Source organism: Pseudomonas sp. TE4620 (assembly GCF_056279045.1).
Window position 1 is genome coordinate 2,694,498 of the sequence record NZ_JBWBQO010000001.1, and the last position, 16,225, is coordinate 2,710,722.

The window sequence follows — 16,225 nt, forward strand, 5'->3', positions numbered from 1 at the left end:
ACTGCCGGTCAGACCTCTACCTGCAGCCTGACTGCCGGATCGCCGAGGATCACATAGTTGCGTGCATCGTTGCTGGCAATCCACAGCGCGCCAAGCGCGAGGTCATCTCGCTTGGCGATCGGGTCTTTGAGCACATCCAGTTCACCATTCAACGCTACCGCCACTTCGGCGTGACGCATGGCGAAATGATCCATTGCCAGCCCCACGCGCTTGCCCTTCATCAACGCCTGTACGGTACCTTTGAAGGTGGCCAGGTCATCGCCGCAACCGGGCCAGTCAAACGAGTAGGACCAAGCCCGCTCGACATGTCCGATCACCGCCAGCGCAGCGCCGGCCGGCAAGCTCAGCGCACGCATCGGCAAAGCGGCCAGAAATGGCCGCGATGCAAGCTGGCGCAAGGCCTCGTTGCTGTGCTTGAAGTTATCCTGCAGTGGCGTGCCGGCACCATAACAACAGAAATGCATCATCACGCTGCCGGCCAGGCACAGATGGTCGTCCAGATCATCGGCACTCAAGTAGTAGTCAGCGGGGATCGCCCCCCGGTGCTGCTGCGGCCCAGGCCAGTCCTGGCACAGCAACGCGCCCTGATGGCGCAGTTGTCGCGGATCGCCGCAAGGAAAGCCCATGCCATGGCTGGCGGTGAACAGCAGAGACGGCGGCTGCCCCGACAGTTGCCCAAGCAGCCTGGCCTTGGTGGCCTGGTCTGCCACGCACTGCTCGACCTGCCAATGTTCGAGTGAAAGCTTTGCGAGTTGTTGTGCCAGGGGTTCGACCAGCAGCGCGCAACTTAGCCGAGTGGCCGCATCCGCCTCGTTGCAGGGGCCGAAGAACAGTGCCCGGCGTGTCGATGCGACCTCGGCGGCCTGCGCCGCGACAACCGACCGGGCGTAGTTGTGGTAGCCCTGCAGATGGTCAAAATGGATTCGGCCGACTGCATAGCTGACGGCCAGTTCATACTGGAAGCGAAAAGGAATGTCCTGCGGGTCAGCAACGATCATCAGGTAGTAGGGCACCTTCTGCGGAGCGACAACACCCGGTGACTTGCCGCGGGGCTGGCGAGCGAGCCATGCACGTGCGGTATCGCCTGGCCAGTAACCCGCTTCGCCGCTGAACTCGCGGTACAACGCCCCGGCCTCCAGGGCCCGCAACGCCAGCAGCGGAGCCAGGGCCTGGCGTACCTCGGCGCGCGCCGAGCGGGCAAAGATTACCGCCCAACCGGTTTGCGCCAATGCCTGGCCATCCATGTCCAATGGCAGACCGAAGCACGCCTGCCTTTTCAGGTCACGCGCCTTCAGGGATTCAAGGTCACTGGCAGGGTCGTTCAATTGCATCAGGCGCTGCCCCAGACACTCAGGCGTTAACGGTGCAGTCAGGTAATTGCCGTCGGCACCGTTGATACCGTTGAAGACAACCGTCTGGTTGTTCATTGCGCCTGCGCCTGGGTAGGCACCTCGACGACTGCCGTGGGCCTGCGCGCCAGACGTTGCGCCGCGGCGCGCATTACCTGCGGTTGCAGTTGCCATTGCCAGAGCGCGTTGCTCGATACCAGCAGTTCGTCCGCCACGGCGGCCATTGCGCTGATCGGCGTCCCCCGGGGGCTGCCCACTGGCGAGCACTGGTCTTCACTGACCGGCGTCGCGCACAGCACCATCTGCCCTTCGCGATCACCGCTGACCAGCAGGGTGGAGTCGAACTGGGCAAGGTAGGCAATACTCGACACCGCCCGGTTGTGCCACTGGCTGGAACCCAGGAACTGCAGGTCGGCCACCCGCCACTCGATAACCGATGCATCATCACCACCGGAAGCGAGGCGCTCGCCATTGCTGCTGAAGGCCAGAGCAGTGATCAATGCCTGGGCTCCCGCACTGACCTGATTAACCTGGCTCAGCGCGCCGCCGTCGGTAGACCATAGTTCGATGACGCCCCAATCCCCTGCAATGGCCAATTGCTTGCCAGACGGACTGAAGGCCAGCGCCTTGATCCGTTGCTGCTCGGCCAGCGCGTGCTGACCTACCAGTGACCAGCCGCCATTGGTGTCTTGCGCCCAGAGTTTGAGTTGATTACCGAAGGCACTGGCGAGCAATTGCCCGCCGGGCTGAAATGCCACGGACTCATCGCGCTCACTTAGGCATTGCTGCTCCTGCCGGCCGGCCCTGCTTTCCAGCCTGCGTTGCGGTGTATCGCCCGTCACATCCCAGACTTGCAAGTAGCCATCGCAGGTCAGGTCTGCCAGGGTATGCCCGTCGCCCGACAATGCCAGGGTCGTCAGCCGCCGTTCAGGGCCCGGGAAGTCCAGGGACTGCGGTTGTGCGTTGGCCTCGCGCCGGTACCAACGCCTGACGCTCAGCGTATTGGCCGACAGGCCGACCACCACCTGCTGATCATGCGAAGCGCTCATTGCCCGCCAGGGGCCTTCACTGCCAGTCATGCGGCTGGTCAAAGGCGTCATGCGGTTGAGATCGAGCATGCGGATCTGGGTACCGCCCCCCACTGCGACAATGCCTTCCTGTTGCGGGTGCAGGGCAATACTGTAGAGCTTCTCGCCCCAGCCATCGACGCGCACGACCTGGATGGCGGATGCCAACTGTTGGGTGTCCAGCGGTTTGGCTGCTTGCTCAGGGAGCGTCCACTCAAGCAACAGTTTGTCGCCGCCAACGCTATAGAGCTTGTCCCCCTTGCGGGAAAAAGCCATGGCTGTGACGCGGCCGTGATGCATGAAACTGGGCACTACCACTCCACTGTCGCCCGGCTTTTGCGCCCACAGATCCCAGAACAGCAGGCTGCCGTCGGCGGTGCCTGCTGCCAGCCAGCGCCCGGAGGGGTCGACCGTTGCGGCAAAGACACCGACTTTCTTGCGAATGACGTCCAGGGTGTGCAGGGTAACGACAGGTGCCGTGGCCGTTGCGGGCAGTTTCCACAGTGCCAGATTGCCCTCGGTATCGGCAGAGACCAGGTAGCCGGCATACTTTCCGGCCGGCACGAAGGTAACCCTGGAAATGTTGGTGGTGTGGTAGCCACTCAAGGTTGCGACCACGGCCGGCTTGGCCAGGTCGGCCAGCGACCAGACCGACAACGACGGTTGCCTGCGGCGATTGCCCGGGGTTACCAGCCACTGGCCGCTGGCATCGAATTGCGCACTCATCAGCACGCCACGGTCGACACTCACATCCCGAGCATTAAACCGCGCCAGCTCCACCGGGGCCGCGCCACCTTCCTGCCAGAGGACCATTGCACCGATGCGGTTGGCGCTGACCAACAGCTTGCGCAGCGGGTTGTAGGCCAGCGACTGGATGCTCTGCCCTGCATCGTTGTCCAGGCTCTGGCCGGGCGCCTCGTCCCCGGCCAGCGGCCAGGCGAAGGTCTGCCCGTTCCAGTCGCCGGAGTACAACTGCCCGCCATCGGCGGAAAACTGCAAGCCCTTGACCACATGGCCCTGGCCGACCACCCGGGTCAGCGGCGGACTCGACCCCAACGCTTTGAGCAAGCTTCGAAAATACATCGCCTGCATCGACACACTCGTGCCGGGCTCCAGCAGCGACAAGCTGCTCAACGACCGGCCACTGTCAGTCTGCACGTTGGCTTCCATCATTCGTGCCTGCAGCAGCCGTTCCTGGGCCTGGTACTTGGCCTGCAAGGCTTCAGTACGTTGCTGGTCCGCAGCGATTTTTGCTTTCTCTGCCGCATCCTTGGCATCGTTTGCACTGATCCAGGCAATTGCCACGATTACCAGGCCGAAGACCAGGCTGCCAATCAACCCCGCGGCAATCCCCAGGCGCTTGCCCAATCGGCGATTGTCAGCGCGTATCTGTTCATTGCGCCGTGCCTGCTCCTGCAGCTCGGCCTGCAAGTCCCGGGACTCCTGGAGAAATTCGCATTCGAGCGGGTTGAGTTCGCCAGGATGCTCCTCCACGAATTCCTGGGCTTTTAATAACTCTGCAGGATTGAGCAGCAGGTTTTCCGCGCGGTTTTCCTTGATCCACTGCATGGCGCGCTTCTGCACCAACTGCAGGTGCGACTCCCGCCACTTCTGGTTATTGTCCAGAATCGGCCTGACCAGGCGATCATGGGACAGCTCCAACCAGGTGCGCTCACCCGAGGTGTCGGCACGCAACAGGTGGCCGTCGATCAATGAGTCCACCGCTTCATCCAGAGCAGGATCAACGCCGATTTCCCGCAGCACCCGAGTACGTGCCTGGCTGTCGGTCAACAGCTTGCTCTCGATCCAGTCGCGTAGAGTGCGTTCTCGAATCTTGCGACCGGCGCTGGCCCGATTTAATTCGACCTGGTAGTACTCCTCCAGCGCGGTGTCGACCTCGTTGCTTTGCCCATCGGCATTGATATCCGCCGCGGTGATTGCCCGCTGTTCGCCGATAACCACTTTGTCCCATAAGCGCAAGCTGACGACCTGCAGTTGCACCGGTTCGACATAGCGCCCTTGCTTGGTATTGCGCTCGCCCGGCTGGCCGGTGCCGCTTAGGTCGCTGACCAGGCGCTCGGCGGCAGCGGCTTCAAACCACCCCGCTGCCGGGCCAACGATCGCCTCCACTGCCTGCGTGCGGTCCAGTGGTTCGAGCCGATAACGGAAAGTCAGGGCCGTCGGAATCAGGTCCAGATACGGCTCAAGTTCGGCAACATAGTCCTCACGCATCGAGAACAGTGCCCAGACCTGCTGCACCCGGGGGGTGCCATCCTCGCCGGGCCCCAGGTCAATGCCTTCGCTCAGCAGTTTACCCAGTTGCTGGATGAATGCCTGCTTGCGCTCCCAGTCGTATCGATCCAGGGTAAACAGCTCTTCAAACTGGTCGAGGACCAGCACCGGAAACACCCCATTGGGCTGCGCCTGCTCTGCATCGCGCATGCGCAGTTTCAAGTAGCTTGCCAGTGTTTGCTGCGCCAGCACGCCCTCGCTCAAGCGCTCATCGCCGCGCCCGGCCTCCATCGAATGCAGGGTCGCGCTCAGGTACGGATTGAACGAATCGCTTTCGCCCGCACCAGGCGGGCTCAGGCTGTCCAGGCGGATAATCGGCAATGGCCACAGGCGCTCTCTGAGCTGCGGTAGCAAGGCGGCCTGGATCAGCGATGTCTTGCCGGCACCGGAGGGTGAAATCAGCAGTACGATGCGCTTGCTGATCAACAGGTCGAACAGCACCTGGGTTTCCTGCTCCCGACCGTACAAGGTTTTGCCTTCAGTGAACGGTAACGGACCAATATAGGGGTTGGCATGGTCTGTCATGGTGCCACCTCGTTACGCGTCAGGAGGGATTACACCTTGTTCGATACAACGTTCCGTCAGTGACTGGATAAACGCCTGGGCGCTGCCCCAGAACACGTGAAGCTTGCCTTGGTGGGCATCGATGAAATACTTGGCGAGGTAATCACTGGCGCGGTCCGGGTCGATGATCAGGCCCTCACGCGGGCTGACCTGCACCGCCACGCGGGTACCGTTAAGCGAGCTTCCCGGCTGCATCAGGATCCCTTTGAGCAGCACCCGGAAGTCCCAGTCATCGGGTTGAAATCCCAGTAACAGTGCACCTTGCGACGCCAACGCGCTGGACACCGCCCCCGGGATACTGGCCAGCTGGGAGCGCTCATTGCGGGTGACCGCCATGAGGAAATCAAAATAATCATCTTCGGTAATCACCAGGCTGTTGGTATATTCGAGGCTGCCATACACATAAAAGATCAACGGTTCGGCGACACTGGGTTTGTATTTCTTCGGCAGCGACGGGCCATTGAACTGCGGCGTATTGTTATTGGTCACCCAGGTACACAATGCAATCTGCGGTTGTTTACCTGCTTCAATCAAAGCATCCCTGAGAAAATTATCCCGGTTGGCATTGATGTAAATCGGCACTGGCAACCTGGCCAATAATCGATGCACATCTTCTTTATGCTGCTGGCGCTGATGACGGCCAACAAAAGCCATTAACTCATTGAGGGTTTGATCCGAGTCCTTGCCATTGCGCAACCGTTCACCCTGATCATCCTCCACTATTGCCAGCTGTTCCTTGTAGCGTTCACGGATGTGCGATATCAAATACGACTGAAGTTCCGCCACGACCACATTCGGACTTTGCCGGTACTTCAAGTACTGGGCGACATGCTCGATCCGATCGCGGTGTTGAGGGGCCAACGGAAACTCATACAGTTGCGCCCACTTCTTGGCAATGTTACCCATGCTGCCCAGTGTCGACTCCACCAGTCCGGGCCCCAGAATCGGTACGCACTTTTCCTTGGCCACATCGGTGACGATACTTTTCCATCTGTCGAACTGGGCGTCGGGCTGGGCAAACGCCGGCCACAACCGCCCGGAGCGCAAGCGCATGAACAGCACCGGCATCCACCAGTCGCTTTCACCGCGCACCTGGCTGCGCGCAGCGGCCACGGCACGGTCGATCTGGCCGTGGCAGGCGAGTTCCTCGAACAGCGTGCTGATGAACATGGCGCTGGTGCGCTGGGTGATCGCACCTTGCATGGCTATCACCGCCGGCACCCCCGCTGCCGCCAGGCTGGGACCGATGGCGGTCAATGCGCCGGCGTGTTCGTCGCCGGCGCTGGCGCAGGAAGCGAGAATGATCAAGCGAGGCCGCTCATCCATGTCTCGAATACGTTCGACCAGCTCCTTGCCTTCGATGAAATGCGAAGTCTTGTCTTCTTTTTCGAGCAATAGCCGGGGTTTGCCATCGCTGGTAATCGCTCCGTGGCAAATGATGTAGAGGACGTCGGCGTATTTGTGCTTCAGGGCAGTGGCAATATTGAACACCGAGGCGGGTTTATCCAGGGTGCGTATCTGTATGCTGGTTGACGCACGCGCTTCGCCCAGCTTCACCGCGTTCGTGACCCGCGCCAGCTCGGCAGCACTGTCGATGGCCGCAAGGTTCCAGCGCGTGTTCAAGTCATCCGGGTTGGCCACCACCACCAAGGTGGAGATTTCCCCGCTGTCGGCACGCGGTTGCCAGCGAAAGTCCCGGGCACTGAGGAAGCGCGAAAACCATACATTCTCCTGCACCAGCAGCCGGCTGTTATCATCCGGATCCTGCAAGGTTTCCCAACGTAAAGCGTGAAGTTCCGGCGCACTGCTCTGAATATTCAAACGCACGCGCAATCCATGTTGCCTGGCGGCGGCAATACGTGCATGGACATACGCTTCCCGCAAGGGACTTCCGGCGCCGGAAAACAACAGGTGGGTCAATAATGTTCCGTAGCGCTCGGCATCAAGCACGGCATCACGAAGTTGCGCCATGTCAAACGTTATTCGCACCGGCGCAACCAGTTCATTCTCCGTATCACTACTTGGGTTCATGAACCGTGCATCCAGCAGATAACTGCTTTCATCATGCCAGGCCAAGCGTAACTCTAATTCACAGTATTCATTCTTCGGCATGATATTCAGCGTCCTGACAACACCTCGTTCCCTTGGTATAGCAGGCGCTATGCGCCACGCAAACTACCGCCCGGCGCAGGTGTTTCAAGCGCGCAACAGTACAGCCAGACTATCGCTAATTGGCCAAGCGGCGATAACAGCTTATGACATTTAGCTGTTATCTATACGTCCTCCTTTAGTTGCAATTTACATGTTTATTCAAGATGTTATCCCGGCGCTTGGATCCACACGCGGCCCCGTGCACAGGGCCTTAACCATTGGTCGGAATGCCGTTTGTTGATCAACGCCGACGAAACAGCGGCCGTGGTTCGATCACCGAACGCCCGTACAGCACGCTCATGCCGGCCAGGCCCTTGAGGGCATCCTCGGCACACTTGTCTTCGCGCACGGCATAGCTGTCAAAACCGCACTGGCGCATATGGCTGAGCTGGTCACGCAGCACATCGCCCACCGCGCGCAGCTCGCCATGCCAGCCCAGGCGGCTGCGCAGCAGGTAGGCCTGGCTGTAGCCACGACCATCGCGAAAGCTCGGGAAATCCACGGCAATCAGTGGCACCTGGGGCAGCCACGGGCGCAGCGGCTCGAGCTCGTCGTCCGGGCCCAGCAACACGCCATCACGGCCGAAGGGCCGCTGGGTACGGCGGGCAATCCAGCTGGCCAGGGGCAAGATCACCAGGCCGTCAGGCAGCAGCTCGCCGGGTTCGCGCAACAGCTGCCAGGGATCGTCCTCGATCAACTGCGCTTCACCGTTGCGCAGGCCAATCACATTACGCATATCAGCTCCTCAGGGCGCTTGGCATAGACACGTTCCTTGAAAGGCTCCAGGCCGACCCGGCGCACGGTGTCGACAAAGGGTTCGTCCAGTTCGCGATAAGCGCAGTAGGTGGCGATGATCTGCTCGATCACCTGGGGGATCTCGGCGGCACTGAACGACGGGCCGATGACCTTGCCCAAGGTGCTGTGCTTGCCCTGGGCGCCACCGAGGGTCACCTGGTACCACTCGCTGCCGTTTTTATCGACGCCGAGGATGCCGATGTTGCCGATGTGGTGGTGGCCGCAGGCGTTGATGCAGCCGGAGATATTCAGGCTCAGCTCACCCAGGTCGTGCAGGTAGTCAAGATCATCGAAGCGGCGCTGGATCGACTGCGCAATCGGGATCGAGGTGGCGTTGGCCAGGGCGCAGAAGTCGCCGCCCGGGCAGGCGATGATGTCGGTCAGCAGGCCAATGTTGGCGGTGCCCAGGCCGCGCTCGCAGGCCAGGCGCCACAGCGCGTGCAGGTCGCGCTTGCGCACGTCGGGAAGGATCAGGTTCTGCTCGTGGGCAATGCGGATCTCGCCGAAACCGAACTGCTCCGACCAGTCGGCCACCGCGTCCATCTGCGCATCGGTCAGGTCGCCCGGTGGCGAGGCATCGCCCGGTTTGGTCGAGAGCACCACGCTGGCATAACCCGGGACCTTGTGCGCCTTGACGCAGCAGGCCACCCAGCGGGCGAAGGCGTGATCCTGGGCCAGGTGGGTGTCGTAGGCCAGCTCATCATCGATGACGCTGTCGTAGGCCGGTGGTTCGAAGGCGGCGGCGACACGCTGGAATTCGTCCTCGGTCAGTTGCGCCGGGCCGTCCTTGATGTGTTGCCACTCCTCCTCCACCTCGCGGGAGAACGCCTCGATGCCCAGCGCCTTGACCAGGATCTTGATCCGCGCCTTGTACTTGTTGTCGCGCCGGCCATGGCGGTTGTACACGCGCAAGATGGCTTCGACGTAGGACAACAGGTGTTGCCACGCCAGTCCTTCGCGAATCTGCAAACCGAGGATCGGCGTGCGCCCCAGGCCGCCGCCGACCATCACCCGCAGGCACATCTGGCCGCGGCCGTCGCGGTAAAGATAGAGGCCGATGTCATGCATCATGATCGCTGCGCGGTCTTCGATGGCCGAGCAGATGGCGATCTTGAACTTGCGCGGCAAGAACAGGAATTCCGGGTTGATGGTCGACCACTGGCGCAGGATCTCGGCCAGCGGCCGCGGGTCGAGCAACTCGTCGGCGGCCACCCCGGCGAAGGCCTCGGTGGTGATATTGCGCACGCAGTTGCCGGAGGTCTGGATCGCATGCATCTCGACCTCGGCCAGGCGCTGGAGGATGTCCGGCACCTGGGCCAGTTCGATCCAGTTGAACTGGATGTTCTGGCGCGTGGTGAAGTGGCCGTAGCGACGGTCGTACTCGCGCGCGATCTGCGCCAGGGTGCGCAGTTGCCGGGCACCCAAGGTGCCGTAGGGAATGGCCACGCGCAGCATGTAGGCATGCTTTTGCAGGTACAGGCCGTTTTGCAGGCGCAGGGGCAGGAACTCTTCTTCACTCAGTTCGCCAGCGATGAACCGGCGCACCTGATCGCGAAATTGCGCCACGCGCTCGAACACCAGCGCACGGTCATACTCGTCATACTGATACATGGTTCGGACCTCATCAGGGAGGCCGTTACTATGGCTTTTGGGTGTACTGAGTTACAGATTCAGGTTGGCGGTAATTATACGGATCAGATGGACTTTAAGCATCGCGGCGACCCGACTTGCCCCGCGATGAGGCCCTAAAGGGCGACACCGTCCGTGCGCTTCAACTCACCAATTTTCTCCAGCCGCGCGCGCACGATGTTGCGGCTGATATTCAGCAAGCGCCCGGTCTGCAACTGGTTGCCATGGCAGAAGCGGTACGCGCTGCGAAACACCGTCTGCTCGATATGCTCGTACAAGTCCGGGATGTTCTGCTCGAACAGCGCCGTCAGCGCCGCTTCAAGGCTTGGCGGCTCGCTGGCAATGCGCAGCGGCTGGCTGTGTTCTTCCTGGCGGATGCCCACCGAGCGCATGTCCACCAGGTGCAGGTCGGCCGGCTGCACCACTTGTTGCCGGCACACCAGCAGCGCATGGTGAATGGCGTTTTCCAGCTCGCGGATGTTGCCCGGCCAGCTGTGCGAGAGCAGCTTGCGTTCGCTTTCCAGGCTCAGGCTGGCGCGGCTGTAACCCAGGCGCTGGCAGTGCTCTTCAAGGAAAAACTCAGCCAGCGGCAGGATATCCCCAGGCCGTTCGCGCAGCGGCGGCAGGCGGATGGTTGCCACGTGCAGGCGGTAGAACAGGTCTTCACGGAAATGCCCGGCCACCACCGCATCGGCGAGGTTGACGTTGGTCGCCGCCACCAGGCGCACGTTGATCGGGATCGGTGTGCGCGAACCGAGGCGCACCACTTCGCGCTCCTGCAGCACGCGCAGTAATTTCACCTGCATGTTCAACGGCAGGTCGCCGATTTCATCGAGGAACAGCGTGCCGCCATTGGCCGCTTCGAACCAACCGGCCTTGCTGTTGGTGGCACCGGTAAAGGCGCCCTTCTCGTGGCCGAACAGTTCGCTCTCGACCAGGGTTTCGGCGAAGGCGCCGCAGTTGACCGCCACGAACGGCTCGCGCCCGCGGCGGCTGAGTTGATGGATATGGCGGGCGACCAGCTCCTTGCCGGTGCCGGTCTCGCCGATGATCAGGGTGTTGGCTTCACTCGGCGCCAGGCGTTCGATGCGGCTGAGCAGTTCCTGGGAGCGCGGGTCCTTGAACACCAGAACGGTGGCGCGTACGGATTTGGTCAATTCCCGGGCGTGGGGATGGGTTATCAGCGACATGGTGCATTCCTGGCAGTGAAAGCGCAGGGCCATAGTGCCCGAAACAAATTAGAACAAATAATTATTAATTAGTATTTATATATTCCAATTAGAGATATGCACTTGACGCTGCTGCCACAGCAGCAGTCGCCCAGCAACCCGTGGCTGCCAGCCAGCATCGACGCGCCGCCAGGATTGCCCTTGAAGGCATTTCGGCCCCGCAAAACCGGGCCCTGCAGCGCCCTGGCACGCATTTCGCTCAGGCCTGGCAAACGCACCGTGCAAGGACCTCTCGATGAAACTGGAAAAAACTTTCGCCTTTGGCCTGAGCCTTTTGGCCCTGTCGCTCAGCGCCGTGGCCGCAGAAACCTTCGCGCCAAAGCCCGACCCGCTGCAAGGCGATGGCCGGGTCTCGGCGTTCTACAGCTGGAGCCAGGCGATCCCTGGCAAACCGGGCAAACTGCTGCGCAGCGAACCGCTGGAAAAGACCCTGAGCCTGCCTGGCGCCGCCTCGCAACTGCGCATTCTCTACAGCTCTACCGACGGCATCGACGGCAAGACCCCGGTGGCGGTCTCCGGCGCGCTGTTCATCCCCAAAGGCCAGGCGCCGGCAGGCGGCTGGCCAGTAGTGACCTGGGGCCATGGCACTGTGGGCGTGGCGGATGTCTGCGCGCCGTCCTGGGCCGGGCGCTCTTACCGCGACGTGCAGTACCTGACGCGCTGGCTCAACGAGGGCTACGCCATCGTCGCCACCGACTACCAGGGCCTGGGCGTGCCCGGCGGCCATCCGCTGCTGAACAACCGCATGGCCGCCTACGGCATCCTCGATGCCGCCCGCGCGGTGATCGCCGGGGTGCCGGGGCTGGCCAACAAGGTGCTGGTGGTCGGCCAGTCCCAGGGCGGCGCCGGCGCCTTCGCCTCGGCCGCCTATGCGCCCACCTATGCCCCGGACCTGGGCCTGAAGGGCAGCGTCGGCACCGGGGTGATCTACACCGTCGGCGCCAAGAACGTCGGCGAACAGGACCAGGACAAGGTCGACGCCTCGCTGGCCTACGGTTTCTACACCCTGCTGGCGGCGCAGCAGTACGACCCGAGCATCGACCCACGCGACTTCTACACCGACAAGGCCCTGCCGCTGTTCGAACAAGCGCGCAGCACTTGTCTGTCGTCGCTGGTGGCCGATGTGCTCGGCACCGGCCTGACCCCGGCCAACACCCGCAAGGCCAACAACGGCGAGCAGCTCAAGCCGTGGCTGGCGCAAGTCTCCTACCCGACCCTGAAACTCGCCCAGCCGATCTTCATCGGCACCGGCGCCGAAGACAAGACCCCGGCGGCTGCCACCCAGGTGGCGCTGATGCAGGACGCCTGCAAGACCGGCTCGATCGTCGAAGGCCACCTGTACAAGGGTCTGGGCCACAGCGAGACGGTCAACGCCTCGCTCAAGGACTCGCTGCCGTTTGCCCGCAAGGTGTTCAACGACCAGCCCATCGCCCCCCTCTGCAACCCCACCGTGCAATAAGGACGCTGACCGTGAGCATTGAATTCTTCACCCGCCTGCCCTTGCACGGCGAAACCCAGTTCCTCCCCGGCGACCCGCGCAACCGCGGCGACTGGCATGCCGGCGGCGACAGCACCGGCGCCGTGTCGAACTTTGCCGTAGGTGATCACTTCACCTACATCGACTACCTCGGGCAGATCGCCCGCGCCGCCGAAATCAACGGCTTCGGTGGCGCGCTGATGGTCAACGCGCCGTCCGGCGAAGAGCCCTGGACAGTGTGCTCGCTGCTGGCCCGCGAAACCCGCACGTTGAGCTACGTCACCGCCTTCCAGCCCTACCACTACACGCCCTGGATCGCGGTGCAGGAAGCGGCGACCTACCAGCGCGCCAGCGGCAACCGCCTGGTGTGGAACATCATCAATGGCGGCTCGGATAGCGTGCAGCGCCAGGTTGGCGACTTCAGCGACCACGATGAACGTTACGAGCGCGCCACCGAGTTCATGGACGTGGTCAAGGGTTACTGGCACTCGGAGAACTTCCACTACCAGGGGCGCTTCTACAAGGCCGAAGGTGGCGGCCTGCGCGGCCCGCAGAAAAAGGCCGAGTTGCCGCTGATCTGCACCGCCGGCTCGTCGATCGCCGCACGGGAATTCGCCGCCCGCCACGCCGACTTCTACCTGATGCGCGCCGAGCACCCGGACGAGATCCGCACGCTGATAGCCGACATTCGCGAGCGCGCGCTCAAGCATGGCCGCAGCAATATCCGCTTCGGCCTGTCGATCGATGTGATTACCCGCGAGACCGAAGCCCAGGCATTGGCCGAGGCCAAGCGCTTCTTCGACGAAGGCGTGGCCAAAGGTGCGGTCAAGGCTGTGGCCGCCCATGCCGGGCTGCGCACCGCGCGCAGGCTCAGTTACGAAAACGAGTACGCGGCCAAGGACGAAACCCGGCCGTTCGACGACTTTTTCATCTACCCCAACGTCTGGGCCGGTTTTGGTTACATCGGCATTCCGCCGGGCCTGGCGCTGGTCGGCAGCTACGCCAACGTGGTGGCGCGGATTCGCGACTACAACGCGCTGGGCATCGACCTGTTCTTCCTCGCCGGCTACCCGCACCTGGAAGAAGCCTACCGCCTGGGCGAGCACATCCTCCCGCACTTTCGCGGCGAACGGGCGCCGCTCAAGCGCATCGACACCCAGGCGCCAGCCCTGCGTGCAGCAGGAGCCTGAGGCCATGGACCTTTTCGATCAGCAGCGCCGACGCTTTCTCGGCTACAGCCTGGCGCTGGGCGGCGGCCTGCTACTCAGCGGCTGCGGCCCTGACGCACCGGCCGCCAGCAGCCCGGCCAGCGACCAGCCGCGCCACGGCGGGCGCCTGCGCCTGGGCGTGCTGGCCGGCGGTCAGGTCGGCAACCTCGATGCCCACAAACCGATCGGCAGCGGCATCGTCCGCGGCTTTGCCCTGTACAGCAAGCTGTGGGAATGGGACGAGCAGATGCAGCCGCGCCTGGCCCTGGCTGAAGAAGCCGAAGCCAGCGCCGACGCCAGCAGCTGGACCGTGCGCCTGCGTCAGGGCCTTGAGTTTCACAACGGCAAGAGCATCGATGCCGACGACCTGATCTTTTCCATTCGCCGCCTGACCGACCCGCAACTGGCGTCGCCTTACGCCGCGCTGCTGCACTGGGTCGATCGCGACAACCTGGAGAAACTCGACGCACGCACCGTGCGCATCCGCTTCAAGGACGGGCGCAGCTACCTGCCGCTGGCCGAAACCTGGGTCAACTTCGGCGGCATCGTCCCGGTCGATTACCACCCGGTGACCAACCCGGTGGGTGCCGGGCCGTACAAGCTGAAAAGCTTTAGCCCCGGCCAGCGCTCGGTGTTCAGCCGCTTCGAGAACTACTACAAGGACGGCAAACCCTACGCCGACGAACTGGAGATCATCGACTTCAAAGACCAGGTCTCGCGCCTGGCGGCCTTGCGCGCCGGGCAGATCGACATGGCCAACGGCCTGCCCAGCGAGCAGCTGCAGATCATCGAACGCGACCCGCGCCTGCAACTGGTGACTTCGGTCAGCGGCAACTGGCTTTCGTTCGAAATGAACACCAGCAAACCGCCGTTCGACAACCCCAAGGTGCGCGAAGCCTTTCGCCTCCTCGCCGACCGCCCGGAGCTGGTGCGCCGTGCCTTGAACGGCCAGGGCCGGGTGGCCAACGACCTGTACGCACCTGATGACCCGACCTTCAACCACAGCCTCGGCCCGCGCCCCCATGACCCGCAACGGGCGGCGCAATTGCTGCGCGAAGCCGGCTACGAGCAGTTGCAAGTCGAGCTGGTGACCACCAGCGGCCCGGCCCTGGCCTCGGCGCTGGTGTTCGCCGAACAGGCCAAGGCCATCGGTGTGAACCTCAAGGTGCGCCAGGTCGACCAGGCCACCTTCGACGGCCCGCAGCACGACCAGTGGCAACTGAGCACTGGCGGCACCATCGGCGCACCGTTTCTGGCCAGCGCCATGCACATCGACGCGCCCTTCGCCGTGGCCAACAAGACCCACTTCAACGACCCGCAGTTCAGCGAACTGTTCCTCCAGGCCATGGCCCAGCCGGACCTGGCCAAGCGCAGCGCGCTGGTGCACCAGGCCCAGCAGATTCAGTATGAGCGCGGCGGCTTGCTGATCTGGGGCTATGTGAATCTGCTCGATGCGTTTTCGCGCCAGGTCGGCGGCGCCGCAGCCGAGCAGACACTGTTCAGCACCTGGCGTTTCGACAACCTCTGGCTGCGCGGCCAGGCCTAGCGCAATCCAGCCTGACGCTGACGGTACTCCCCCGGCGTCAGCTGCGCATAGCGCAAAAAGAACCGGCTGAAGTACGCCGGGTCTTTGAAGCCCAGGCGGTAGCAAATCTCGTTGGCCGAGCTGCCGGTGTACAGCAGCAGGCGCCGTGCTTCCTGCATCAGGCGTTCGAGAATCAGGCGCTTGGACGGCAGGTCGGCGATGCGCCGGCACACTTCGTTGAGCCGCGCTTCGGTGACGCCGATGCCCTGGGCATAGCGCGCCAGCGGCCAGTGCTCAAGGTAGTGGGCCTCGATCAGTTCATTGAAACGATGAAACACCTGCAAGTCTTCATGACGGGTTTGCCGCGCCGGCAGCGAGCGCGCGCACAGGCGCAGCAGGCTGGTCATGATCAGCCGCGTCAGGCTTTCCAGCGCCGCCCCGCGCCCGGCGGCGCTGGCGTTGATTTCACTGTGCAGCTCATCGAACAGCAGCGCCAGGCGCCGCGCCTCGGCGGCGTAGCTTGGTTCCAGGCCGCTCAAGGCCACGCAGGCCGGCGCCACTTGCGGCCCCGGCGCCAACCCGGGATCGGCTTCAAGTAGCTGCCAGACCAGTTGCTGGCGCACGGTCAGCACATGGCCGTCGGCATCGGGTTCGGTTACGAAGGAATGCGGGATGGTCGGTGGCGTAAGGAAAAACATCGGCCCCGATTCGACGTACTGCTGGTCGTCCAGGTACACCCGCACCGTGCCGCTTTTGACGTAATGCACCTGGAAAAACCGGTCATGGCGGTGCACCGGCATATTGCGGCCGAAAAACCCGGCGAGGTTGCCGAGCTTGTCGTAGTGCACCTCGGCATCGCTGTAGCGCTGATCGTAGACCTGGCCGATGTTGATGTTGGGGATTGGTTGTTGCTCGCGCATGGCCCTGCTCACGCTTGTT

Annotated in this window: 10 protein-coding genes; 3 read left to right on the forward strand and 7 right to left on the reverse strand. The window is 62.9% G+C overall.

Translation table 11 applies throughout. The features are described from left to right. Positions 1 to 8: 8 nt before the first annotated feature. From ACZ9A3_RS12495 to ACZ9A3_RS12520, 6 genes are all read right to left on the reverse strand, one after another. Positions 9 to 1,427 carry a hypothetical protein gene (locus ACZ9A3_RS12495; RefSeq protein ID WP_213604095.1) on the reverse strand — a complete coding sequence of 473 codons (1,419 nt, stop codon included), beginning with the start codon at positions 1,425 to 1,427 and terminating at the stop codon, positions 9 to 11. Beyond that, positions 1,424 to 5,233 carry an NACHT and WD repeat domain-containing protein gene (locus ACZ9A3_RS12500; RefSeq protein WP_476252699.1) on the reverse strand — a complete coding sequence of 1,270 codons (3,810 nt, stop codon included), beginning with the start codon at positions 5,231 to 5,233 and terminating at the stop codon, positions 1,424 to 1,426. The genes ACZ9A3_RS12495 and ACZ9A3_RS12500 overlap by 4 nt, the downstream gene beginning before the upstream one ends. Before the next feature lie 12 nt (positions 5,234 to 5,245). Then, positions 5,246 to 7,384 (reverse strand): CHAT domain-containing protein, encoded by a 2,139-nt coding sequence (locus tag ACZ9A3_RS12505; RefSeq protein ID WP_213604091.1) that lies wholly within the window; start codon positions 7,382 to 7,384, stop codon positions 5,246 to 5,248. Positions 7,385 to 7,664: 280 nt separating this feature from the next. Beyond that, on the reverse strand, positions 7,665 to 8,159 hold the full coding sequence (locus ACZ9A3_RS12510) for a DUF934 domain-containing protein (protein WP_213604090.1): 495 nt from the start codon (positions 8,157 to 8,159) through the stop codon (positions 7,665 to 7,667). Continuing rightward, positions 8,147 to 9,829 (reverse strand): nitrite/sulfite reductase, encoded by a 1,683-nt coding sequence (locus tag ACZ9A3_RS12515; protein ID WP_213604089.1) that lies wholly within the window; start codon positions 9,827 to 9,829, stop codon positions 8,147 to 8,149. Before ACZ9A3_RS12515 ends, ACZ9A3_RS12510 begins: the two co-directional genes overlap by 13 nt. Positions 9,830 to 9,963: 134 nt before the next feature. Continuing rightward, complete coding sequence (locus ACZ9A3_RS12520) at positions 9,964 to 11,037, reverse strand: sigma-54 interaction domain-containing protein (RefSeq protein WP_093381715.1); 1,074 nt, start codon at positions 11,035 to 11,037, stop codon at positions 9,964 to 9,966. A 274-nt stretch (positions 11,038 to 11,311) separates the two neighbouring features. On the opposite strand from ACZ9A3_RS12520, the gene ACZ9A3_RS12525 reads away from it, so the two are divergent. From ACZ9A3_RS12525 to ACZ9A3_RS12535, 3 genes are read left to right on the forward strand one after another with little or no spacing between them, the layout of a single operon-like run. Next, complete coding sequence (locus ACZ9A3_RS12525; RefSeq protein WP_476252700.1) at positions 11,312 to 12,535, forward strand: lipase family protein; 1,224 nt, start codon at positions 11,312 to 11,314, stop codon at positions 12,533 to 12,535. An 11-nt stretch (positions 12,536 to 12,546) separates the two neighbouring features. Beyond that, on the forward strand, positions 12,547 to 13,743 hold the full coding sequence (locus ACZ9A3_RS12530; RefSeq protein WP_476252701.1) for an LLM class flavin-dependent oxidoreductase: 1,197 nt from the start codon (positions 12,547 to 12,549) through the stop codon (positions 13,741 to 13,743). A gap of 4 nt (positions 13,744 to 13,747) precedes the next feature. Then, positions 13,748 to 15,307, forward strand: coding sequence for an ABC transporter substrate-binding protein (locus tag ACZ9A3_RS12535; RefSeq protein ID WP_195884409.1), 1,560 nt, complete (start codon positions 13,748 to 13,750; stop codon positions 15,305 to 15,307). Here ACZ9A3_RS12535 and hpaA read toward each other — a convergent pair. After that, positions 15,304 to 16,206, reverse strand: coding sequence for a 4-hydroxyphenylacetate catabolism regulatory protein HpaA (gene hpaA, locus ACZ9A3_RS12540; RefSeq protein WP_045194037.1), 903 nt, complete (start codon positions 16,204 to 16,206; stop codon positions 15,304 to 15,306). The genes ACZ9A3_RS12535 and hpaA overlap by 4 nt on opposite strands. Positions 16,207 to 16,225 lie beyond the last annotated feature (19 nt).